At 67.7% G+C, this 21,460-nt stretch carries 21 protein-coding genes; 16 read left to right on the top strand and 5 right to left on the bottom strand.

From position 1 onward, the window contains the following. Nucleotides 1-61: 61 nt before the first annotated feature. From ABQF13_RS04255 to ABQF13_RS04220, 8 genes are all read left to right on the top strand, one after another. Complete coding sequence (locus ABQF13_RS04255) at nt 62-784, top strand: hypothetical protein (RefSeq protein WP_448391494.1); 723 nt, start codon at nt 62-64, stop codon at nt 782-784. Next, the gene (locus tag ABQF13_RS04250) at nt 781-1,539 is read left to right on the top strand and encodes a hypothetical protein (protein ID WP_448391493.1); all 759 of its coding nucleotides are present in this window, start codon (nt 781-783) and stop codon (nt 1,537-1,539) included. The genes ABQF13_RS04255 and ABQF13_RS04250 overlap by 4 nt, the downstream gene beginning before the upstream one ends. Further along, on the top strand, nt 1,536-2,147 hold the full coding sequence (locus ABQF13_RS04245) for a cytochrome c oxidase subunit 3 (RefSeq protein ID WP_448391492.1): 612 nt from the start codon (nt 1,536-1,538) through the stop codon (nt 2,145-2,147). The genes ABQF13_RS04250 and ABQF13_RS04245 overlap by 4 nt, the downstream gene beginning before the upstream one ends. Nucleotides 2,148-2,151: 4 nt before the next feature. After that, a complete protein-coding gene (locus tag ABQF13_RS04240) occupies nt 2,152-2,430 on the top strand; it encodes a cytochrome C oxidase subunit IV family protein (protein WP_448391491.1) in 279 nt (92 codons plus the stop codon). Between the two features lie 11 nt (nt 2,431-2,441). Beyond that, complete coding sequence (locus tag ABQF13_RS04235; protein WP_448392000.1) at nt 2,442-3,623, top strand: DUF7373 family lipoprotein; 1,182 nt, start codon at nt 2,442-2,444, stop codon at nt 3,621-3,623. 64 nt (nt 3,624-3,687) lie between these two features. After that, on the top strand, nt 3,688-4,188 hold the full coding sequence (locus ABQF13_RS04230; protein ID WP_448391490.1) for a pyridoxamine 5'-phosphate oxidase family protein: 501 nt from the start codon (nt 3,688-3,690) through the stop codon (nt 4,186-4,188). Nucleotides 4,189-4,192: 4 nt separating this feature from the next. Beyond that, nucleotides 4,193-4,672 (top strand): nitroreductase family deazaflavin-dependent oxidoreductase, encoded by a 480-nt coding sequence (locus ABQF13_RS04225; RefSeq protein ID WP_448391489.1) that lies wholly within the window; start codon nt 4,193-4,195, stop codon nt 4,670-4,672. A gap of 128 nt (nt 4,673-4,800) precedes the next feature. Beyond that, nucleotides 4,801-5,766 (top strand): ferritin-like domain-containing protein, encoded by a 966-nt coding sequence (locus ABQF13_RS04220; protein ID WP_448391488.1) that lies wholly within the window; start codon nt 4,801-4,803, stop codon nt 5,764-5,766. 50 nt (nt 5,767-5,816) lie between these two features. On the opposite strand, the gene ABQF13_RS04215 is transcribed toward ABQF13_RS04220, so the two are convergent. From ABQF13_RS04215 to ABQF13_RS04205, 3 genes are read right to left on the bottom strand one after another with little or no spacing between them, the layout of a single operon-like run. Next, nucleotides 5,817-6,620 (bottom strand): thioesterase family protein, encoded by an 804-nt coding sequence (locus ABQF13_RS04215; protein ID WP_448391487.1) that lies wholly within the window; start codon nt 6,618-6,620, stop codon nt 5,817-5,819. Between the two features lie 27 nt (nt 6,621-6,647). After that, entirely contained in the window at nt 6,648-6,980 is a 333-nt protein-coding gene (locus ABQF13_RS04210; RefSeq protein WP_448391486.1) for a GNAT family N-acetyltransferase, read from the bottom strand. A 7-nt stretch (nt 6,981-6,987) separates the two neighbouring features. Next, nucleotides 6,988-7,953 carry a pirin family protein gene (locus ABQF13_RS04205; RefSeq protein ID WP_448391485.1) on the bottom strand — a complete coding sequence of 322 codons (966 nt, stop codon included), beginning with the start codon at nt 7,951-7,953 and terminating at the stop codon, nt 6,988-6,990. 83 nt (nt 7,954-8,036) lie between these two features. Here ABQF13_RS04205 and ABQF13_RS04200 point away from each other — a divergent pair, with 83 nt between their 5' ends. Next, nucleotides 8,037-9,602, top strand: a complete 1,566-nt coding sequence (locus ABQF13_RS04200) for an acyl-CoA carboxylase subunit beta (RefSeq protein ID WP_448391999.1) — start codon at nt 8,037-8,039, stop codon at nt 9,600-9,602. A gap of 67 nt (nt 9,603-9,669) precedes the next feature. Here ABQF13_RS04200 and ABQF13_RS04195 read toward each other — a convergent pair whose 3' ends face one another. Then, nucleotides 9,670-9,960, bottom strand: a complete 291-nt coding sequence (locus tag ABQF13_RS04195; protein WP_448391484.1) for a WhiB family transcriptional regulator — start codon at nt 9,958-9,960, stop codon at nt 9,670-9,672. 329 nt (nt 9,961-10,289) lie between these two features. Here ABQF13_RS04195 and ABQF13_RS04190 point away from each other — a divergent pair, with 329 nt between their 5' ends. Beyond that, entirely contained in the window at nt 10,290-11,027 is a 738-nt protein-coding gene (locus ABQF13_RS04190) for a transcriptional regulator (protein ID WP_448391483.1), read from the top strand. Here the strand turns inward: ABQF13_RS04190 and ABQF13_RS04185 are convergent, their stop codons facing one another. Then, nucleotides 11,028-12,347 carry a MinD/ParA family ATP-binding protein gene (locus tag ABQF13_RS04185; protein ID WP_448391482.1) on the bottom strand — a complete coding sequence of 440 codons (1,320 nt, stop codon included), beginning with the start codon at nt 12,345-12,347 and terminating at the stop codon, nt 11,028-11,030. Nucleotides 12,348-12,990: 643 nt separating this feature from the next. On the opposite strand from ABQF13_RS04185, the gene ABQF13_RS04180 reads away from it, so the two are divergent. The 6 genes from ABQF13_RS04180 to eccCb are packed head-to-tail and all read left to right on the top strand — an operon-like array spanning nt 12,991 to nt 21,426. Next, the gene (locus tag ABQF13_RS04180; RefSeq protein WP_448391998.1) at nt 12,991-13,767 is read left to right on the top strand and encodes an ESX secretion-associated protein EspG; all 777 of its coding nucleotides are present in this window, start codon (nt 12,991-12,993) and stop codon (nt 13,765-13,767) included. Beyond that, entirely contained in the window at nt 13,768-14,241 is a 474-nt protein-coding gene (locus tag ABQF13_RS04175; RefSeq protein WP_448391481.1) for a YbaB/EbfC family DNA-binding protein, read from the top strand. Continuing rightward, on the top strand, nt 14,234-15,955 hold the full coding sequence (eccA, locus tag ABQF13_RS04170; RefSeq protein WP_448391480.1) for a type VII secretion AAA-ATPase EccA: 1,722 nt from the start codon (nt 14,234-14,236) through the stop codon (nt 15,953-15,955). The genes ABQF13_RS04175 and eccA overlap by 8 nt, the downstream gene beginning before the upstream one ends. A 4-nt stretch (nt 15,956-15,959) precedes the next feature. Next, entirely contained in the window at nt 15,960-17,438 is a 1,479-nt protein-coding gene (gene eccB / locus ABQF13_RS04165; RefSeq protein WP_448391479.1) for a type VII secretion protein EccB, read from the top strand. Then, nucleotides 17,435-19,666, top strand: a complete 2,232-nt coding sequence (gene eccCa / locus ABQF13_RS04160; RefSeq protein WP_448391478.1) for a type VII secretion protein EccCa — start codon at nt 17,435-17,437, stop codon at nt 19,664-19,666. The genes eccB and eccCa overlap by 4 nt, the downstream gene beginning before the upstream one ends. Continuing rightward, nucleotides 19,663-21,426 (top strand): type VII secretion protein EccCb, encoded by a 1,764-nt coding sequence (gene eccCb, locus ABQF13_RS04155; protein WP_448391477.1) that lies wholly within the window; start codon nt 19,663-19,665, stop codon nt 21,424-21,426. Before eccCa ends, eccCb begins: the two co-directional genes overlap by 4 nt. The last annotated feature ends 34 nt before the right edge of the window (nt 21,427-21,460 follow it).

Here is a 21,460-nt window from a genome sequence, read left to right as displayed (position 1 = left end):
TATGGCGTCGGCGATAGCGCCCGGCTTCCGGGCCAGCAGATCCAGACAGACGGGACCAGCCATGACGACAACGACGGCGATGAACACCAGGGGCCAGCGCGTCCTGTTGTGGACAGTGCCGCCGGCGGCGGCGCTGTTCGTGCTGGCCTACTTCGCGTTCCCGGTGTTCGCCGGGCCGATGCCCCCGACCATGACGCCCGAGCAGGTCGCTGCGTTCTTCGCCGCGAACAACACCGGCATCCTCGGCGTGGTGATTCTGTGCAACCTCATCGCGTGTTCACTGGTTCCGCTGTTCGCCGTGACCGCCGTGCAGATGTCGCGCATCCGCACGTCGAGCAACGTCCTCACCTACGCCTACATCCTGGCCGCCGGCGTGGGACTCACCGCGTTCATCCTCGCCGACTACTGCTGGGGCATCGCGGCATTTCGACCCGAGCGCGATCCGCAACTGATCAGCCTGCTCAACGACATGGCGTGGTTCTTCTTCATCGCGCCGGTCGGCACGCTCGTCGTGCAGAACCTCTGTCTGGCCGTCAGCATCTACCTCGATGATCGGGCTGAGCCGGTCTTCGGGCGCTGGGTCGCGCATTTCAACATCGCCACTGCCGCGCTGCTGGTTCCGGGTGCATTCTCGGTCTTGCACAAGACCGGGCCGCTCGCATGGGACGGCGTGCTGTCGTTTCACCTGCGTCTCGCGGTCTTGGCGGGCTACATCGCCGTGATGTTCGTCGTGCTCGTGGGAGTGGTCAATCGCCAAGGCGATGAGCGGGAGGCGCTCATATGACGAGGAGCGCTGTGCTCGCAGGATGGCGCCAGTCGAAGAAGCTCGACCAGTGGATCGCGTTCTGGTCGGTGCCGTTCTTCTTCACCGTGTTCGGGATTGTGTTCGTTCCGCTGAGCTGGATGATGCCGCCGCGCGCACCGAGCGCTTCGCAAACCGAGATCCTCTCGTTCATGCAGTCGCCGAACCTGCTCATCGCCTGCGCCATCCTGATTCTGGTGTTCGGCCTGGCGCCGGTGGCCAACGCCGGGTACCTCAACCAGATCCGCCGCATGTCGGTCAGCCCGGTGCTGCGCTACAGCCTGATGCTGGGCGCGATGACCGGCACCATCGTGGGGATGCTCTTCGCGATGTTCTGCTTCGGGTTGGGCGCGTTTCGTCCCGGCTACGACCCGGCGATCCTGGCAATGCTCTACGACTTCGGCTACCTGGCCTTCATCGGCTCGCTGGGGTGTTTCTGCATCATGTGGATGGCCTTCGGCCTGGCCATCATCCTCGACCAGAACAACATCCTGCCGAAATGGCTGGGCTACTACACCGTTTGGCAGTACGTGACCGAGTTGATGGCCGCGCCCGTCTGGATCGCCAAGTCCGGTCCGTTCGCCTGGAACGGCCTCGTGACGTTCTACTTCGCGATGGCGCTGTACGTGCCGTGGCAGATCATCGTCTACTTCTGCATCTACCGGGCCATCAGAGACCAACCCGAGGACGAACTCGACAACGCGCCGATCAAACCGGTCTCGAAGGTGCTCGCATGACCGAGGCCACCACGGCGCTACCGGGCCGCACTGGCATCGCCTCGCGAAAACTCCTGGTGCGCAGGCATCTTCCCGGTGAGCCGAGCATGTGGTTCTTCGTCATCGGGGATCTGATGATCTTCGCCGTGTACTTCGTGGCGTACATGTACTACCGCGGTCAAGACCACGCCATGTTCCTGGTGAGCCAAGCGAAGCTGAATTACAACATCGGCATGGTCAACACCGTTGTGCTGCTGACCAGTTCGTTGTTCGTCGCCTTGGGTACTTCAGCGGCGCGCGCCGGTAAAACCGCCGACGCTTACCGGCTGTTCTGGCTCGCCCTGGCCGGTGGCGTGCTCTTCCCGGTGCTCAAGGCGTTCGAGTACATTCCTGAAATCCTCGCGGGTCTGACGCCGGGAACCAACCTGTTCTTCATGTTCTACTACGTGATGACTGGCATGCACCTGTGCCATGTGTTGCTGGGGCTGGTGATCCTGTCTTTCATTGTGCGCCAACTGCGCGGGCCCGCCCAACCTCGAATCATCTTGGTGGAGACCGGCGCTACCTACTGGCACATGGTCGACCTGTTATGGCTGGTGCTGTTCGCGCTGCTCTACTTGATGAGGTGACCCTGTGACAGCCTATCTTCGCCACCCGCTGACCGTCGTGTGGGCCGTGCTCACCGCGGTGACCGTGGCGTCCTGGCTGACCGCCCGGGACGGCGGTCAGGCACACCACGTCAGCGCCACGGTCACCGTCGTCGTCCTGCTGATCGCCGCGGTCAAGACACAGTTGGTGATATGGCATTTCATGGAGGTGCGGCACGCACCGACATGGCTCAAGATCACGACCAACGGCTGGCTGGTCGGCGTCTTCGCGCTGGTGCTGGGTTTCTACTTCGCCGCGCTGTAGGTTTGCGCGTGATGCGCCACCCACTTCTTGTAGTCGTTCTTGCCATCGCGATGCTCTCGGCGGCCTGCAGCTCGACCGTCGCCGGAACGCCGGTCAGGGCCACCGGCGCGCATGGGGCACTCGACTTCGACCGGCTCGACGTCGGCCCCTATCCTACCGAACCCAGCCGGCCGCTCGGCGTGGCGGGGGATCCGCTGCGCGGCATGGTCATCGAGGCGCAACGCATGGCCAATCACGTCATCGGGCCGTGGGAGGTCGACCCGGCGCTGACGAAGTGGTTCAACTTCGGCGCCATGGTGCTGCCCAGGGCGCAGGCGCTCGGGCTGATCGGCCCCGGCGAGCTCGGGATGGTGGCCAGCCGGCACAACTTCATCAACGGCTTCGCCACCGCACGCACCGAAGCCGACAAGAAGCTGTTGCTCAACGCGGTCCTGCGTTTCCCCGACGACGAGGCGGCCGCAGCCGCGGCGACCGCCCTCGGCGAAACGGCGATGCAGCAGCAGGGCGCCGACGGACCGGCGCAGACGGTGAGCATCCCCGGCCATTCCGACGCCACGGCCAACACCTACACCACCGTCGACCGCAGTGCCGGCAAGCGGCACGCCGTGCGCTCGTTCGCCGCGCACGGCTCGTACGTGCTGATGCAGCTCGCGCAATCCACCGACGGCGCCGAGCAGGCCGCCGAGCTGGTCGCCAAGACCCTCGACCTGCAGGGCCCTGAGATCGACAGCTTCCGCGCCACCGACCCGTCGGAGTTCGCCGACATCAGCATCGATCCGACCGGATTGTTGGCGCACATGATCCCGGTGGAGACGCCCGATCCGATGCTGACGAAGAACACCACCTACGAACGGCGCGGCGCGCTGCACTTCCAAAGTGATCCCGTTCGCTCGGCCAAACTGTTCGCCGACACCGGAACCGATTTGGTGGCCATGGCCATGGCCAGCGTCTACGAAGCCGAGGACGCCGCGGGAGCCAACGCCGTCGTCGACGAGTTCTACGCCGAGGTGTCGCCGAAGTCCAAGCCGGCCAACCCGGTGCGCAATATGCCGGACAGCCGCTGCATGCAGCTGGAGGATCGCAGCTTCTACTGCCTGGCCACCGCCGACCAGTATGCGATGGAGGCCGCCGGGCCCACCTTGCTCGATGCCCAGCAGTTGGCGGCCGCGCAGTACGTCATGTTGTTGAGCTAGCGCGGCGCGCAGAACGGCATCCCGGTGACGGTCGCCGCCGCGGCGACCTGAAAGGATCTGGGCCGTGGGCAAGAACGAACGCGCGAAGATCGTCATGACCGACGAGGAGATCGCCGCATACATCGAGCGCAGCAGAACCGCCACCCTCGCCACGCTGATGCCCGACGGGCGGCCGCACCTGGTCGCCATGTGGTACGGCGTGCTCGACGGGGACATCTGGTTCGAGACCAAGGCCAAATCGCAGAAGGCCGTCAACCTGCGTCGCAACCCGACGGTGACCGTGATGATCGAGGACGGCCATACCTACGACACCCTGCGCGGTGTGTCGATCGAGGGCCGCGCCGAAATCGTCGACGACCCGGAAACCATTCTGCGCGTTGGCATCAGCGTGTGGGAGCGCTATACCGGGCCGTACTCCGAGGAGATGCGCCCCTACGTCGACCAGATGATGCGCAACCGGATCTGCGTGCGGGTGGTGCCGACCCGCACGCGCAGTTGGGACCACCGCAAGCTCGGTATGCCCGAGATGCCGCTGGGCGGCAGCACCGCGCAGTATCTAAGTTGATCGCATGGACCCGAACAGCAAGCCCAAACAGCTGAACTCGCCGATCGTCACCCAGGTGATGAAGTACGCGGGCAAGGCCCACGTGTGGGTGTATCGCCGCACCGGCGGACGTGTCGGCGCCAGCTGGCGGGTGGGCGCGGGGTTCAAGAAGCCGGTGCCGACCCTGCTGCTCGAGCACATCGGCCGCAAGACCGGCAGGCGGTTGGTGTCGCCGCTGGTGTACATCCACGACGGCGACGACGTGATCGTGGTGGCCTCCCAGGGCGGACGCGACACCGATCCGCAGTGGTACCGCAATCTGGTCGCCAACCCCGACGCCTACATCGAGATCGGTTCGGAGCGCCGCCCGGTGCGTGCGATGACCGCGAACCCCGACGAGAAGGCCCGGCTGTGGCCCAAGCTCGTCGAGGCCTACGCCGACTTCGACACCTATCAGGCCTGGGCCGACCGGGAGATCCCGGTGGTGATCTTGCAGCCGCGCTGATCGGCGGACTGCGACCCATCTCACATCTGGACAATGTTCAGCTTCCCCCCGCCACTGGGTAGCCAACTAGGCAGGTGCAGCCCAAGCGCCGAATGAATTTTCGTCAACGCATAAGGGGCTAGAAGCAGATGACTACTACCGCTACCGAAACGACCTTGCTCCGGCAGCTACGCACGATGCTCGACCTGACCCATACCGAGATTCAGGTCGCCGAGACCCGCGTCGCGCAGGCCAGGACCGAGGCCGTGCGTCGCGAGCTGAGCGAGAACGCCGAGAACGGCCAGATCCGCGCCGAGGCGATCGAGAAGGCGATCCGCGACCTTGGCGGGTTCCCGGACACCGTCGGCCCGTTCTTCGGTCGTGCGGCCGCGGCCGTGAAGGCGCTGACCGAGCAGGCGCAGCCGTTCGATGAGGCTCTGTTGGGTGACCTGGCGCTGGAGAACCAGTTGCTGGACCGTGCGCGCTACATCAAGGCGCTGGCGGTTTCGGCCAAACAGCGCGACATCCAGGACCTGGCCGATCGCCTGATCACCGCGCATTCGGCGACGGTGAGCTGGCTGACCACCGTGTTGGCCGAGGACGCCCTCGGTGGACCGGCCGCGCTGCAGCGCACGCCGATGCAGGCCGCCGCCGGCACCGCCGTGAAGTTGGTCAACCTGCCCGGCCAGTGGTCGGCACAGTCGGTTGAGCGGGTCGCCGAGTTGGTGCGGTCCGCGGGACCGGCCGTCGAGGATCTGCGCCAGCGTGCGCAGCGGGCCAGCGAGATCACGCTGAAGGCGCTCGGCGCCTCACGTGATGGCGCGCTGAAGCGGGCCGAGGACGTGGTGCGTCGCGAGGGCGCCGATGAAGCAGCTGACCGGCTGCACAAGGCGCGCGCCGAGAGCGGTGTCGTCGACGCCGACGAGCTGCCCATCGAGGGCTACGACGAGCTGAACCAGAACGACGCGGTGGCCGCGGTGAAGGAGCTCGACGATCCGAGCGACATCCGCACGATCATCGCCTACGAGGAGATGCACAAGAACCGCCAGCGGTTGGTGTCGGCAGCGCAGACACGCCTGGCCGCCATCGCCCAGGAGGTTGTCGGCATCAGCTGACCCGGCTACACAGGAACACCCCGCGGACATTCCGCGGGGTGTTTTCTTGTCTACATGCGTGGCGGGGCGAAGCCGGGGTTGGACAGCGCGTTGGCCACACCGCTGCCGATCGGCCCGTGCTCGTCGACGATCGTCGCGCTGCCGGTCGCCACCCCCGCGTCGCTGTAGTGCGTCAGCGCCGCCAAGCCGAGGTAGGGACCCTTCGGCAACCGGGCCAACGACAGGGTGTAGTCGGCGTTGATCCACTGCAGACCGCTCGGCCCGAAATGCGTCAACGAGCTGACCATGTCTCCGGCCATCGACGCGCGCACGAACGGCGTGAGCTCTGATCCGGCGACCAGGGGCCGAAAGTCGCGCACCCAGATGTGCTTTGGCCCCGAGTGCTGCCAGTTCTGCAGGCCTTCACCGGGACCGGGTTCGCGGTCGTGCTTGCCGTAGGTCCACACCAGGGTCGATAACCCCGGCGGAATGAGGTCAGGTGTCGGCGGCGGCGACGGCATGGTCACCGGCGAGGTCCAGATCTCATCGGCGGGTTGCTCTCCGCGGCGCAAGAACAGGGTCGTGCCCCGGGCGACGACGGTGTCGCCCTGCGTCATCACCGCGTCGACCAACTTCAAGCGGCGACCCGCACGCACGACCGCAGTCTCGACGCGGACCGGCGCCAGCGCGGCGGGGCGGAACAGGTCGACGGTCAACCGGGTGGGCTGGAAGTCGGGCTCGCCGGCGTCGCGCTCGACCACGTGACCGAGCAGGCCGCCGACGTAGTTCCCGCTGATCGTCTGTCCCCAGGGGCCCTGCGCGATCGGCCCGGGTACGAACGCATCCCCGTCAGGGGTGAAAAACGCGGTCGTCACCGCGCCGACGATAGCGGGCCAGGCCGGTTACCGATCCGCCAGCCAGCGTTCGACGTCGGGGGTGACGGGGTCGACGACGTCGGAGAACTCCTCGTGTTTGTCGAGGTAGCCGGCGACCATGTCGCACACCGGCACGATCCGCAGCCCGTCGTCTCGGGTCTGCTGCAGCGCTTCGCCGATCAGGATGGTGGCCAGGCCGCGACCCTGGAACGCATCGTCCACCTCGGTGTGCGGAAAGACCCGTTGGCCGTCGCGGTCGGCGAACTCGGTGAACCCGGCGGTCTTGCCGTCCACCGTGATGTTGAAGCGGTCGGATTGTTTGACGACCTCGGTGGGCGCGCCGGTCTTGTCGGTGGTCATGGACTACCTATACCCCCGGATTGCGTCGCGGACGCAAAGTGGCGTTCGGCAGCGCGGGGGCGGGCAGCCGCTCCACCGCGCCGCGGTAGCCGTGCACCGCGCCGAACCGGCCGTGGTGGTCTTGCCACTGCTCGCGGTACGTCGCGACCTCGTCGTGGCTGCGGCCGACGAAGTTCCACCACATCACCAGCTCTTCAGGAAACGGCGGGCCGCCCAGGACGACGACGCGGGCGGGGCGGTCACCGCGGTTCGTCAGGGCCAAATCGGTGCTGCCCACGGCCTGGAACGCCAGATCCGCCACGTCGAGCGCGGTGTCACCGACCATGACGTCACCCTGGTCGAGCAGGACGCCGTGTTCGAACGCGGCGTCGACCTCGAACGTCACCGCGGAGCGCGGTTCGAGGTCGACCTGCGCGCCCAACAGCGGGGTGAAGGTGTGCACGGGCGATTGGGCGCCAGCGAGTTCACCGAGAAAGACCCGCAGGGTGGCACCGCCGAAGGCGCGCGGCGTCGGCACGAAATGCGCGAAGTCGCGGCCGGTGTCGCGGTCGGAGTCGGGCAGCGCCACCCACAGCTGCACACCGTGCAACACGGTGGTCGCCTCCGTCGACACCTCGGAGTGGCAGATGCCCGCGCCGGCAGTCATCAGGTTCAGTTCGCCCGGGCGCACCATCGCGTGCACTCCGGCGCTGTCGCGATGTTCGACCTCGCCGGCGAAGAGCCAGCTGACGGTCTGCAACCCGGTGTGCGGGTGCGGGGGCACATCCATGCCGGGCCCGTCGCGCACGTCCTGCGGGCCGTAGTGGTCGGCGAAGCACCACGCACCGATCAGCGAGCGTTCCCGCTGCGGCAGCGTGCGTCGCACCCGCATCGCACGTGGCCCGCCCAGCGGCACCTCGCGCGCATGCAGCACACCGGCGAACGGCGTTGCCGCACAAGCGACTGCGGCAGGCGCCGGTTCGGTGTTGCTCACCGCCTCACAGTAGCCGTCAGCCACCGCCCGTCATCGCCGAACGGATCACCTCCAGATCGCGGTCGTCGGTCGCCAGCCGGTGGATAGCATCGAACGCCATGAACGACGATCACGCCGAACTGGCGCGGCGCCGGGCGCTCACCGAGGACGCCGCCCGCCCCGAGGCCGTCGAACGTAGGCACGCCGCGAACGGACGCACCGCACGGGAGAACATCGACGACCTCGTCGACGAAGGGTCGTTCGTCGAATACGGGCGGTTCGCGATCGCCGCGCAACGGCACCGCCGCGACCTCGCCGATCTGATCGCCCGCACCCCCGCCGACGGGTTGATCGCGGGCACCGCGCGCATCAACGGCGACCTGTTCGGCGAGGAGCGCAGCGCGTGCGCGGTGCTGTCCTACGACTACACCGTGCTCGCCGGAACCCAAGGCGCATTGGGGCACCGCAAAAAGGACCGGCTATTCGAGCTGATCGACCGGATGCGGTTGCCCACGGTGTTTTTCGCCGAGGGCGGCGGCGGCCGGCCCGGGGACACCGACTATCCCACCGTGTCGTCGCTGGAGGTGCGCGCGTTCAAGCTGTGGGCAGCGCTGTCGGGCGTGGTGCCGCGCATCGCGATCGTCAAGGGCCGCTGCTTTGCGGGCAACGCCGTCATCGCCGGGTGCGCGGATCTGATCGTCGCGACCGAGGACGCCTCGATCGGGATGGGCGGGCCGGCGATGATCGCCGGCGGCGGTCTCGGCGATGTGGCGCCCGACGACGTGGGCCCGATCGCGGTGCAGGCGCCCAACGGTGTGGTCGACGTCGTGGTGGCCGATGAAGCCGAGGCCGTCGCGGTGACCAAGCGCCTGCTCGGCTACTTCCAGGGCACCACGCCACCGGGCCCGGCCGGCCACCAAACCCGGTTGCGCACAATGGTTCCCGAGCGCGCACGGCGGGCCTACCAGGTGGCCCCGATCATCGAGACGCTCGCCGACGAAGGGTCGGTGACGTTTCTGCGTCCCGGCTTCGCCAAGGAGATGGTGACCGCGTTGACGCGCATCGGCGGCCGCCCGGTCGGGGTGCTCGCCAACAACACCATGGTGATGGCCGGGGCGATCACCGCGGCCGCCGCCGACAAGGCCGCCCGGTTCCTGCAACTGTGCGACGCGTTCGGGCTGCCGGTGGTGTCCCTGGTCGACTGTCCGGGCTACATGGTGGGCCCGGCGGCCGAGGCCGAGGCGCTGGTGCGGCGCGGGTCACGGATGCTGGTTGCCGGTGCTGCGCTGAGCGTGCCGCTGATCGCGGTCGTGCTGCGCCGCGGATACGGGCTTGGTGCGCAGGCGATGACCGGCGGCAGCCTGCACGAGCCGCTGCTCACCGTGGCGTGGCCGGGCGCGCACCTGGGCCCGATGGGGCTGGAAGGTGCGGTGCGGCTCGGGTTGCGCAAGGAGCTCGAGGCCATCGCCGACGACGACGAGCGCGAAGAACGGGTCCGTCAGGCCACCGCGGCCGCGCAGGACAATGCCAAGGCGCTCAACGCCGCCCAGCTCTTCGAGATCGACGATGTCATCGACCCGGCCAACACCCGCAAGCTCATTCTCGACACCCTGACCGCAGCGGGCTCCGAAGAGCGTGCTGTGCGGCCGCGCTTCGTCGACACCTGGTGAGCGTTCGACGCCGACCAGGCTGCTCGCCGCCGACCCCCCGAGAACCGGCGGCGGGCGCCCTCGCGGGTCAGGCGGATTCGGCGTACAGGCGGCGGTGCCGGACCGGGTAACCGTTGCGCTCCGCCAGCGACCGCAGCTGCCGCAGAGCAAACGTGCGCCCGCGGCCGCCTTCGGGCACGACGATGCCGGCCCACAGCCCTTCGGCGCGGGGCAGCTCGCAGGCTTCGCGGGCGCACAACCACCGGCGCGGGCACGCCCGGCAGATCGCCTTGGCCGCCTGGTCGGCCGAGGTTGTCCACCGCTCGGGGTCGCGGGTGCAGGCGCCGACGGGCATCTCGTCGCAGTCGATTGAGTGCATGGCTGTCGCTCCTCTGCTGGTCTGCGGCCGCTGCGCCGCGTTGACGACAACGTAGCGGACTAAACCGTAGCAATGCAACAGTTACAGCCGTGGAATTCAGAACCTGCCTGAGCAGCCCGCACCCCCAATAGGTGCGCGGAACCGGACCGACCTGCGGGGAGACCGCGCCGGTCAAATCGTAGCGGTGCTTCAGTTCAGCACCCAAAGAAGGCGTAGCTTCGCGACAGCAAGTTGGTGCGGACACACCACCCAAGCTGTAGCGGTCGGGGGCCGGCGGATAGGATTGCGGGGTCGTTCGCCCCCCGTTTCTTCGACAGGAACCGTCGTCCATGAGCCAGCCCGAGCCGACCGACGCGTCGGCCGAAACGCTGGATCCCGGCATGGTGCGCGCGGGCGCGGCCGCCGCCGCACGGCGCCGCGAGCTCAACATCAGCCAGCGTCGGCTGGCGGCCGACGGCATCATCAACGCCGGTGCGCTGATCGCATTCGAAAAGGGTCGCAGCTGGCCCAGGGAACGCACTCGAGCAAAGCTCGAGGAGGTGCTGAAGTGGCCGCCGGGCACCATCGCCCGGCTCCGGCAGGGCGAACCGGCGCAGACGCGCGCCGAGCCGCCCGCGGCCACCAACGCCGACGAGATCCCGCTGATCGCCCAGGCGGTCGTGACCGCGGTCGGCACGTTCGCGTCGGCGATCGACGCGTTGCCGCCTGTCGACGCTCCCGAGTTCGGCCCGAAGGTGACCAAGATCCTGGCCGACCTGCGCCAGCTCGAGTCCGTCGCCGCGCGCGCCGCGCGGATCAGCCGCGTCACCCCGGCGCTGATCAAGGCGTTGAGCGCGGTGCGCGGCCGCTACGACGCGCTCATGCTGCGCGCGGCGCGCTCACCGCACGCCACGCTCGGGCAGCGGCTCTACGCCGCGCGCCGCAGCGCCAACCTCACCATCGCCGAAACTGCCCAAGCCGCAGCGGTTTCCGAAGACGACATCACCGGCGCCGAATCCGAAGAACCGGTGTCGGCTGCCGCCGCGCATGCGATCGAAGAGCTGATCGCACAACTCGACTGGCGGTGACTAAAAGCGTCGGCGGTCGTCCTGGGTGGGGAAGTGCTCGGCGAGCGCCGCGGCGATCTCCAAAAAGCGCCGCCTGGTCGCCGGCGACATCTCCGCGGTGCGGTCGATGACACCACCCGGCCGCAGGTGCCCGTCGAACGGAACCTCGATGACCGCCTGCCCCTGACTGGAAAACTGTTGCGCCAGAATGGAACGCGTCCGCTTATCGGCATGCCCGTCGGAATCGTTGAGCACGATTACGGTGCGCTGCAGCAGCGGTGTCAGCCCCCGGGCGGCCAGCCAGTCCAGCGTCTGGCCCGCGGCGGCCGCACCGTCCACCCATGGTGAGGACACCACGACCAACGCGTCCAGATCGCGCAGCACCTCCTGGGTGACCGGGGAGTCCATCGTGGAACTGCAGTCGATGATCGAGATCGTGAAATGCCGGTCCAGCCGCGATGTCGCCTCCCGGTAGATCGCCGGGTCGAGCACCCGGCGCCGGGCCGGCGTCGCCTCACCGGCCAGCACGAACAACCCGGCGGCGTTGTTGCCCACCCGGCTGCGCACATCGGCGAACGTCTCCAGGTGCTGGTCGGACGCCAGCTCCCAGTACGAACCCTGCGCACGCGGGTCGATACGACTGCCCAACTTGCCGAACGCGGTGTCGGCGTCGATGGCCACCACGCGGTCGTCCTGGCGCAACTCGGCCAGCACCGAGCCGATGCTGGCCGACACCGTCGTCTTGCCCACACCGCCCTTGCCCAGCACGCCGACCTTGAAGTGGCCGCGCATCGGAGATTTGATCTTCGCCTCGAGTTGGCCCTGCCGGATCTCGTCGGGTCCCGGGCCCAGGTTGATCAACCCGAAACTGGCCTTGTACAGCGCCAACCGCCAGCCGCGACCCGGCGGCACCCGGCGCGCCGGCACCAGTTCGTCGGCGCGGATGCGATCGGCGTACGAGCCGCTGGGCGGGCCCTGCGCAGGCGGTGCATCCGGTGGATATCCGCCGGCCGGCCACTGCGGACCACCGGGTGGGGGCGGCGGCGCCGACGGCCTTGCTGGACCGGCGTGTGGACCGGCGGGCGGGCGCGGTGGCCTGCCGGGCGGCCCGGGCCACGGTCCGGGTTCGGAGCGGACGCTGCCGGGCAGCGGTCCGGTATCGCGTGGCATACCCGGCGGCGGACCGAACCTGCCCGGCGGAACGTCCGCGGGCGGGTGCGGCGGCGGCACCGGCGGGTTCGGCGGCGTTGGCTCTGGTTCGACGGCGGCAGACTCCATATCGCTCTCGTCGGAGCCCGTCCAGCCCAGATCTCTCCGCAATGCGTCATCGCGGTCGGTCACTACACGTCTCCTCACCGAATGTTCGTCTCGGCCCCTTCTCAAGTATCAACTACGAGACGACGCAGCTCGGGGGGCGGCGACCAATGCTCCGTAGCAAACTTCCATACGGCCCGGCATGGGACGCGCGGAACGCCATTGGCGCGCGGTGCAGTGGCGGTATGCCGCGCGTCGCCGGTGAGTATGCACAGGGTGACGAACCTAGCTAAGCGCCCGAAGCGGTGTCAGATTTTCGTTGCTGTGCAGATGATCAGCACAGGACAGCGCGGTATTCACTGCAGTATCAGATAGCTACAGATGTCCGTCGTGTAGCGCCTGCCCCACCAGAAATAAGCGCACTTAGCACATCCGCAGCGCTGGTACCCTTTGAAACGTCGAAGGGGTTTGCAGACCAGGGTCGGGGTGCGCCTGCCAGGGCGGCAAAGTGTCGTCGGCGATCTTGATCCGTCTGACCGGAGCCCGGGGACGGAGCCGCTGAAACCAGACATCCGGTCGGATGTCATCGCGGGACGACAAACAGGGAGGACTTCATGCCCGGCGACGATCTGCGCGCGACGTGCCAGACAGCGTGAGCGCTCTGCAGTCAGCGCACCGCGACGCCGCGCACATCGACGATGTCGTCGGCGTAGAGGTGACCATCGACGGCATGCTGGTCATTGCCGACCAACTGGGGCTGATGGAGTTTCCGGCATCGCTCGGCATTCGCCTCAACATTCCGCAACCAGATCTGCGCGACATCGTGTGGGATCAGGTCAGGCGCGATCTGACGGAGCAAGGGGTGCTGGATGTCTTCGGCCAACCCCACCCCGAAGTGGCGGCGATGGTCGACACCCTCAGCCGATCCGACCGGACCCTGGAGGGCCGCTGGTGGCGGCGCGACGTCGGCGGCAAGATGATCCGCTTCGTGGTGTGCCGCAAGGGCGACCGCCACGTCGTCGCCGCCCGTGACGGCGACATGCTGGTGTTGCAGCGCGTCGCCCCGCAAGTCGGGATGGCGGGCATGGTGACGACGGTCCTGGGAACAGCGACGGCCGCCGACGTGGAACCGCTGACCGGGGCCGCAACCAAGTTGGCGGAATGCACCAGCGCCAACCAGATCGCGACCTACGGCGTCGCGCCCACGTCGGCCCGCGTCTACGCCGACATCATCGCCAACCCGGCCAGCTGGGTGGAGCTCACCGCCCAAGAACGCCATCCCGGCGGTACCTTCACCCAAACCGACGTCGCCGCAGGGGTTTTGGATGCCCAACAGGGCCGGATCGTGTCGATTCCGCGCCGCGTCAACGGTGAACTGTTCGGCAGCTTTCTGCCCGGCAGCCCCGAAAACCTGCAGCGTGCGCTCGACGGGCTGATCGAGTTCCTGCCGTCGAAGTCCTGGTTCGATCAGCCCACCTCCGAACTCGTTGACGGCGAGGGGGACTGAGTGGCGACGAGTGACCGGACCCCGCATGACTCCGACGACCTGGCCGCGGCGCTCGACTTCTCGGTCGCCGACGACGGCTCCGCGGCGTCGGACCTCGACGCGCTCGACGTGTATGACCGAGCGGCGCGCGATGCCGCACAGGATCCGGTGTTCATCGTCGCCAACCCCGAGGGTTCCGTCACGGTGACGGCGGCATCGGACGGTCGCGTGCAGCGGATCGAGCTGTCGCCGAAAGCGACCGCCATGACCGAGGCGGACCTGGCCGACGAGATCGTCGTCGTCGCCGCGCTGGCCGCCCAAGACGCCAAGTCCGCGCAATACGCCTACATGCTCGAGGCGATGCGCGAGCAGGGCCACGACGATGCCGCCACCCGCGACTTCCTCACCCGCGACCTCGCCCTCCCCACGCCGGAACAAGCTGCGGCCGAACGGGAGCGGGTCTTCGCGACCAGGCAGGGGAGCGGCGGTGTCTGAGCAACTGGCCAACTTGTTCGGAAGCGCGGTGGGGATGTTGCCCAGCGCTCCCGCCCGCTCGCTGGAAATCTTCAGCGAGATCACCACGGTGGACGAGGCCGCGTGCGACGCGTGGGTCGGCCGGATCCGGTGCGGCGACACCGACCGGGTCACGCTGTTTCGGGCCTGGTACTCGCGGGCGAACTTCGGCCAGCTCGCCGGGGCCGCCGAGATCTCGATGAACAGCCTCGGCGCCAGGGTGCCGATCGGTGGGCAGTTCGGTGACATCACCTACCCGGTCAACTCACCGCTGGCCATCACGATGGGCTTCGCGGTGCACGAAGCGTCCGTCGGCAACTTCGTCGATGCGATGGAAGCCCTCGAAGAGGTACCCGCCATCGGCGCAGCGCATCTGCTCTCCTGGGTCAAGGCGGTGATCTACGGGGCCGCCGAACGCTGGACCGAGGTCATCGACGAAGTGCGGGGTGCCGCGGGGTGGCCCGACAAGTTCCTGGCCGCCGCGGCCGGCGTCGCGCACGGCGTGGCGGCGGCCAACCTCGGGTTGTTCAGCGAGGCCGAACGGCGGCTGACGGAATCGAACTCGGCACCGGCAGGCGAGGCGTGCGCACCTGCCATCGCCTGGTTCTTGGCGATGACACGGCGCAGCCAGGGCAACGAAAAGGCCGCGGTGGCGCTGCTGGAATGGCTGCAAGCCACCCACCCAGAACCGAAAGTCGCTGCAGCGCTGAAGGATCCGGGATATCGACTGACCACGACCACCGCCGAGAAGATTGCGTCGCGCAAGGATCCGTGGGATCCGGCCAGCGTCGAGGCGGACACATCGGGCCGTGAGTCGCTGCTGGCCGAGGCGCAGGCCGAGCTGGACCGCCAGATCGGTCTGACGCGCGTCAAGGAGCAGATCGAGGCCTACCGGGCCGCGACCCAGATGGCCAAGATCCGCGCCGCGCGCGGCATGAAGGTCGCCCAGGCCTCGAAGCATATGATCTTCGCCGGCCCGCCCGGTACTGGGAAGACGACCATCGCCCGCGTGGTGGCCAACATCCTGACCGGCCTTGGGGTGATCAGCGAACCGAAGCTCGTCGAAACCTCCCGCAAGGACTTCGTCGCCGAATACGAAGGACAGTCTGCGGTGAAGACGACCCGCACGATCGACCGCGCGATCGATGGCGTGCTGTTCATCGACGAGGCCTACACGCTGGTGCAGGATCGCGACGGACGCACGGACCCGTTCGGCACGGAGGCGCTGGACACGCTGCTGGCCCGGATGGAGAACGACCGGGACCGGCTGGTGGTCATCATCGCCGGGTACAGCGCAGACATCGACCGGCTGCTGGAGTCCAACGACGGGCTGCGGTCCCGCTTCGCCACCCGCATCGAGTTCGACTCCTACTCGCCGGAGGAGATCGTCGAGATCGCCAAAGTCATTGCGGCATCTACGGATTCCACCCTGTCCGAAGAGGCTGCCAAGCGGGTGCTCGAAGCCGCCACCCTGTTGAGTGAGCGCGATCTGAACGGTAAACCGGCGTTGGACATCGCAGGCAACGGCCGCTACGCCCGGCAACTGGTAGAGGCAGGTGAACAGAACCGGGATATGCGGCTGGCGCGGTCACTGGACTTCGACAGCCTCGAGGTCGAGCAGCTCAGCGAGATCAACGGCGACGATATGGCCGCCGCCATCACCGCGGTGCACAGCCGCTTGAGCATCAACGCGTAACCCCATGGCGAGTTTTCGGCTTACCACCAAGGTTCAGGTCAGCGGATGGCGGTTTCTGCTGCGTCGAGTCGAGCATGCGATCGTGCGCCGCGACACCCGCATGTTCGACGATCCGCTGCAGTTCTACAGCCGCTCGGTGTCGACCGGGGTCATCATCGCGGTGCTGATCTGTCTGGGCGCAGGGCTGTTGGCGTATTTCAAACCGCTCGGAAAGCGCGGCAGCGACACGCTTCTCGTCGACCGCACCACCAACCAGTTGTATGTGGCACTGCCGGGGGCCGGTTCGCTGCGGCCGGTGTACAACCTGACGTCGGCGCGGCTGGTACTCGGTAATGCGGGCAACCCGGTGGCGGTGAAATCCGATGAGCTCAACCAGATGGCCAAGGGCCAGCCGATCGGCATCCCGGGTGCGCCCTACGCGACCCCGGTGGGTGGCGCCGACACCACGTGGACGCTATGTGACACCGTCACGAAGCCGGAGAGCGTTACGCCCACGCTGGCGACCTCGGTGATCATCCGGCCGCTGCTGACCGACTCCTCGGTGGGGCCGATGCGCGCCGACCAGGGTGTGCTGGTGTCGTATGAGAACGACAACTGGCTGATTACCAAGGACGGTCGCCACGACATCGACCTCGCCGACCGCGCGGTCACGTCGGCGGTTGGCATCCCCGTCACCGCGAGGGCCACACCGATGTCGGAGGGCCTGTTCAACGCGTTGCCCAACGCGGGCCCCTGGCGGCTCCCGCAGATTCCGCGCGCCGGTGAACCCAATACCGTTGGCCTGCCGCCGAACCTGGTGATCGGCGCGGTGTTCAAGGCGCTCACCGAAGACGGTGAGCAGCACTTCGTGGTGCTGCCCGACGGGGTGGCCCGGGTCAACGACACCACGGCCGCGGCGTTGCGCGCCACCAACTCCTACGGTCTGGTGTCGCCGCCGTCAGTGGAGGCCAGCGTCGTCGCGCGCATCACCGAGCATGTCTTCGCCTCCCCACTTGCCGATGAGCCGCTGGAGATCCTGCTGCGTGAGGATGCACCGACGCTGTGCTGGTCGTGGCAGCGCGAACCCGGGGACCAGGCCCCAGCCACGACCGTGATCGCCGGACGGCACCTGCCCATCCCGTCGTCAGCGATGAACAGCGGTATCGACCAGATCGGCGGTGATGCCACCGTTTACATCGACGGCGGCAAGTACATCCGGCTGCAGTCACCGGACCCGCGGTACGGCGAAAGCCTGTACTACATCGATCCGCAGGGAGTGCGCTACGGGCTGCCCGACGAAGAGACCGGGAACACCCTGGGGTTGTCCGCGCCGAACACCGCGCCCTGGCAGGTGGTGAGCATGCTCGTCGACGGTCCGGTGCTAACCAAACAGGCGGCGCTGCTCGAGCACGACACGCTGCCACCGGATCCCAACCCACGCAAGGTCGACGGAGGCACCCCCGGCGCCGCCCAACCGGCGTCCAACACCGGAGGTGGCCGATGACCACCAAGAAATTCACGCCGATCATCAAACGGGGCCCACGGTTGACACCCGGCGAAATCAACGTCGCCCCACCGGATGACCTCGGTGTCGACATTCCGCCGTCGGGAATCCAGAAGGCGCTGCCCTGGGTGATGGGCGGCGGCATGATCGGGATGATCGCCATCATGATCTTCACCGGCATCCGGCAGCTGTCGCCGTACATGCTGATGATGCCGCTGATGATGGTGATGGCCACCGTCGGGTTCATGGCGGGCGGCGGACCCGGCGGCAAGCGGGTGCCGGAAATCAACGCCGACCGCAAGGAATACCTGCGTTATCTGGCGGGTCTGCGCACCAGGGTGACGTCGTCGGCGGCCGCGCAGGTGACCTTCTTCAACTACCACGCACCGCATCCCGAGGACCTGCTGTCGCTGGTCGGCACCAATCGGCAGTGGTCGCGCACCGTCACCGCAGACTTCTACGCCGCCACCCGGATCGGCGTTGGCACCGAACCCGCGGTCGACCGGTTGTTGAAGCCGGCGGTCGGCGGCGAACTCGCGGGGCCGCAGGGCGCCCCACAGCCGCACCTCGAGCCGGTCAGCCACATGTGGGTGACGAAGTTCCTGCGCACCCACGGCTTGATCCACGACTGCCCGAAGCTGTTGCAGTTACGCACCTTTCCGACCATCGCGATCGGCGGTGACCCCGAGGGCGCAGCCCGGCTGCTGACTGCGATGATCTGTCACCTGGCCGTGTTCCATCCGCCCGACCTGTTGCAGATGCGGGTGCTCATCGACAACCCCGAGGACCCGGACTGGGCGTGGGTCAAGTGGTTACCGCACGTGGCGCATCAGACCGACACCGACGTGGCCGGGCCGACCCGAATGGTGTTCACCCGGCCCGACGGGCTGGGCGATCTGACCGCACGCGGCCCGCACACTGCCGACGCCACGCCCAGCGGGCCCTACATCGTCGTCGTCGATCTGACCGGTGGAAGGGCCGGATTCCCCGTCGACGGACGGGCCGGCGTCACGGTCATCACGCTTGGCAACCACCGCGGCTCGGGATACCGGATCCGGGTAGCTGACGACGGCACCGCCGACGACCGGCTGCCCAATCAGACGTTCCGCCTGGTGACCTCGACGACCGACCGGATGACACCGCAGCAGGCCGCCCGGGTGGCGCGCAAGTTGGCCGGCTGGTCCATCACCGGCACCATCATCGACAAGAGCGTGCGGGTGCAGAAGAAGGTGGCCACCGAATGGCACCAGCTCGTCGGCGCGCAGACGGTGGCGGAAGTGACGCCGAGCCGGTGGCGGATGTTCAGCGATACCGACGGCGACCGGCTGCGCATCCCGTTCGGCCACGAACTCAAGACCGGCGACATCATGTATCTCGACATCAAGGAGGGCGCGGAGTTCGGTGCCGGGCCCCACGGGATGCTGATCGGCACAACGGGTTCGGGCAAGTCGGAGTTCCTGCGCACGCTGATCCTGTCGTTGGCCGCGACGCATCATCCAGACCAGGTGAACCTGCTGCTGACCGATTTCAAGGGCGGCTCGACGTTCCTCGGCATGGAGAAGCTGCCGCACACCGCCGCAGTGGTGACCAATATGGAAGAAGAAGCCGAGTTGGTCAGCCGCATGGGCGAGGTGCTCAGCGGTGAGCTCGACCGACGCCAGTCGATCCTGCGCCAGGCCGGTATGCAGGTCGGCGCGGCCGGCGCCCTGTCCGGGGTCGCCGAATACGAGAAGCACCGCGAGCGGGGTGCCGACCTACCGCCGCTGCCAACGCTTTTCGTGGTGGTCGACGAGTTCGCCGAGCTGCTGCAGAACCACCCGGACTTCATCGGGCTGTTCGACCGGATCTGCCGGGTGGGCCGGTCGTTGCGGGTGCACCTGCTGCTGGCCACCCAGTCGTTGAACACCGGCGGTGTGCGCATCGACAAACTCGAGCCCAACCTGACGTACCGCATCGCACTGCGTACCACCAGCTCGGCCGAGTCCAAGGCGGTCATCGGAACCCCTGAGGCGCAGTACATCACGAACAAGGAAAGCGGCGTCGGCTTTCTGCGCGTCGGCATGGAGGACCCGGTCAAGTTCCACAGCGTCTACACCGGTGTGCCGTACGAGCCGTCGCCGCCGGTGCAGGACGACGGGGAGGCCAAGCCCCGCGTGCACGCCGACAGCCGGCTGCAGATCCACCAGTTCACCACGGCCCCGATCTTCGACACGGCGGTGACGTCATGACCGTCCAACCCGGACAGCGCGTGTTGCGCGAGGTGGTCCTCGACCAGCTGGCCACCGGCGAGATCCGCGCATACCGGATGTGGTTGCCGCCGTTGGCCGATCCGACACCGGTCAACGAGCTGATCGAACGCGACCACCACCAGCGTCGGCCGTTGCGCTTCGGGCTCGGCGTCATGGACGAACCGCGGCGACACCGCCAGGAAGTCTGGGGCATCGACGTAGCGTCCGCCAGCGGCAACATTGCGGTCGGTGGCGCACCCCAGACCGGCAAGTCGACGTTCCTGCAGACGCTGATCCTGTCGGCCGCGGCTTCCCACACCCCGCGACAGGTGCAGTTCTACTGCGTGGACCTCGGCGGCGGCGGTTTGATGTACCTCGAGGATCTGCCGCACGTCGGCGGTGTCGCGACCCGGTCCGAACCCGACCGGGTCAACCGCGTGGTCGCGGAGATGAAAGCCGTCCTGCGGCAACGGGAAAGCATGTTCAAGCAGCACCGGGTCGGCTCCATGGCGGCCTACCGGCAGATGCGCGACGACCCCGCCCATCCCGCGGCCGCCGACCCGTTCGGCGACGTGTTCCTGGTCATCGACGGCTGGCCGGCGTTCGTCGCGGAGTTCCCGGACCTCGAACCGATGGTCCAAGACCTCGCCGGTCAGGGTTTGGCGTTCGGCGTGCACACCGTGATCTCCACGCCGCGGTGGACCGAGCTGAAAGCCCGGGTGCGCGACTACCTCGGCACCAAGATCGAGTTCAGGCTCGGCGACGTCAACGAAACCCAGATCGACCGGATCACCCGCGAGATCCCGACCAACCGGCCCGGCCGGGCGGTGTCGATGGAAAAGCACCACCTGATGATGGGGGTCCCGCGCCTCGACGGGGTGCACAGCGCCGACAACCTGGTGTCCGCCATGTCCGAGGCCGTGCAGATCATCGGGGCGCGCACCACCGAGCGTGCGCCGCAGGTGCGGGTGCTGCCCGAACGGATCTACCTGCACGAACTCGACCCGCAGCCGCCGGGACCCGACGCGGACTACCGCGCCCGCTGGACGGTGCCCCTCGGTATCCGGGAATCGGATCTGTCGGTGGCCTACAACCATATGAACATGACCCCGCACCTGCTGATCTTCGGTGGGCCGAAGTCCGGCAAGACCCGCATCGCACATGCCGTCGCACAGGCGATCTGCACGCGCAACAGCCCGCAGCAGGTGCGGTTCATGCTCGCCGACTACCGCTCGGGCCTGTTGGACGCGGTGCCCGACAGCCATCTCCTGGACGCGGGCGCCGTCAACCGCAACAACGCGACGTTGGAAGAGGCGATCAAGGCGCTGGCCATCAACCTCAAGAAGCGACTGCCTCCGCCGGACCTGACCACCGCCCAACTGCGGTCGCGGTCCTGGTGGAGCGGCCCCGACGTCGTGTTGCTGGTCGACGACTGGCACATGATCGTGGCCGCCAGCGGTGTGGTGCCGCCGATGGCGCCGCTGTTTCCGCTGTTGCCGGCCGCCGCCGACATCGGTCTGCACATCATCGTCACCTGCCAGATGAGCCAGGCGCACCGGGCCACCATGGACAAGTTCGTCGGCGCCGCCTACGGCGCCGGTTCGCCCACGATGTTTCTGTCCGGGGAAAAGCAGGAGTTCCCGTCCAGCGAGATCAGGCTCAAGAAGCGACCCCCTGGCCAGGCATTTCTGGTCACGCCCGACGGTAAAGAGGTGGTCCAGGCGGCCTATGTGGATCCACCGGAAGAAGAAGTGTCGTGAGCACTCCCGAGGCGCGGTTAAGATATAGACATAC

The organism is Mycolicibacterium sp. XJ879 (assembly GCF_053483935.1).
Note: the sequence above shows the minus strand (reverse complement) of the source record. Positions and strands in the feature narration are given on the sequence as shown.

Bases quoted from the DNA above. Each gene is read 5' to 3' on its own strand.
- ABQF13_RS04180 (WP_448391998.1), top strand. From the start codon at position 12,991: ATGCTGGTCATTGCCGACCAACTGGGGCTGATGGAGTTTCCGGCATCG.
- eccCa (WP_448391478.1), top strand. From the start codon at position 17,435: ATGACCACCAAGAAATTCACGCCGATCATCAAACGGGGCCCACGGTTG.
- ABQF13_RS04210 (WP_448391486.1), bottom strand. From the start codon at position 6,980: ATGACCACCGACAAGACCGGCGCGCCCACCGAGGTCGTCAAACAATCC.
- ABQF13_RS04195 (WP_448391484.1), bottom strand. From the start codon at position 9,960: ATGCACTCAATCGACTGCGACGAGATGCCCGTCGGCGCCTGCACCCGC.
- ABQF13_RS04190 (WP_448391483.1), top strand. From the start codon at position 10,290: ATGAGCCAGCCCGAGCCGACCGACGCGTCGGCCGAAACGCTGGATCCC.
- ABQF13_RS04220 (WP_448391488.1), top strand. From the start codon at position 4,801: ATGACTACTACCGCTACCGAAACGACCTTGCTCCGGCAGCTACGCACG.
- eccB (WP_448391479.1), top strand. From the start codon at position 15,960: ATGGCGAGTTTTCGGCTTACCACCAAGGTTCAGGTCAGCGGATGGCGG.
- eccCb (WP_448391477.1), top strand. From the start codon at position 19,663: ATGACCGTCCAACCCGGACAGCGCGTGTTGCGCGAGGTGGTCCTCGAC.
- ABQF13_RS04245 (WP_448391492.1), top strand. From the start codon at position 1,536: ATGACCGAGGCCACCACGGCGCTACCGGGCCGCACTGGCATCGCCTCG.
- ABQF13_RS04225 (WP_448391489.1), top strand. From the start codon at position 4,193: ATGGACCCGAACAGCAAGCCCAAACAGCTGAACTCGCCGATCGTCACC.
- ABQF13_RS04250 (WP_448391493.1), top strand. From the start codon at position 781: ATGACGAGGAGCGCTGTGCTCGCAGGATGGCGCCAGTCGAAGAAGCTC.
- ABQF13_RS04235 (WP_448392000.1), top strand. From the start codon at position 2,442: ATGCGCCACCCACTTCTTGTAGTCGTTCTTGCCATCGCGATGCTCTCG.
- ABQF13_RS04255 (WP_448391494.1), top strand. From the start codon at position 62: ATGACGACAACGACGGCGATGAACACCAGGGGCCAGCGCGTCCTGTTG.